The sequence below is a fragment of the Brevundimonas sp. ZS04 genome (assembly GCF_001956865.1).
Classification (GTDB): Bacteria; Pseudomonadota; Alphaproteobacteria; order Caulobacterales; family Caulobacteraceae; genus Brevundimonas; species Brevundimonas diminuta.
The window spans coordinates 1-462 of record NZ_MTHE01000046.1 but is presented as its reverse complement, the minus strand read 5'-3'; the positions used below and the strand labels follow the sequence as shown (position 1 = coordinate 462).

The window sequence follows — 462 nt, the reverse complement described above, 5'->3', positions numbered from 1 at the left end:
GGTTCAACGCGTTCCCAGCCACCGTCTTCATGGGCGACACCGGTTCATTGGGCCTCGGTGGGGCACTCGCCGGGCTGGCCGTCATGACGCAGACGGAGTTGCTGCTCGTCGTGCTCGGCGGCGTCTTCGTGATCGAAGCGCTCTCCGTGATCATCCAGGTCTTCTCGTTCCAGACCTTCGGGCGGCGTGTCTTCCTGATGGCCCCGATCCACCATCACTTCGAGATGAAGGCGTGGTCGGAGACGAAGATCATCTTGCGGTTCTGGATCGTCGCCAGCGTGTTCGCCACGGTCGGCTTCGTGCTCTACGACCAGTCCGTCGCGATCCGATGAAGATCGCCATCCGGCTCGGGATCGTCGCCAGCGTCTGCGCAATGGGCGCCTTCGTGCTCTCCGTGCAGTTCGTCGGCCTGCGATGACGGCGATGACGGTCCCTGGCGCAGCTGTGCGCTGCGATCAGCGG

The 462-nt window shown here is 64.3% G+C and carries 1 pseudogene; it reads left to right on the top strand.

Going from position 1 to position 462, the window contains the following annotated elements:
* A pseudogene (locus BJP32_RS16690) lies at window positions 1-332 on the top strand (phospho-N-acetylmuramoyl-pentapeptide-transferase); the annotation flags it as partial.
* Window positions 333-462: the final 130 nt, after the last annotated feature.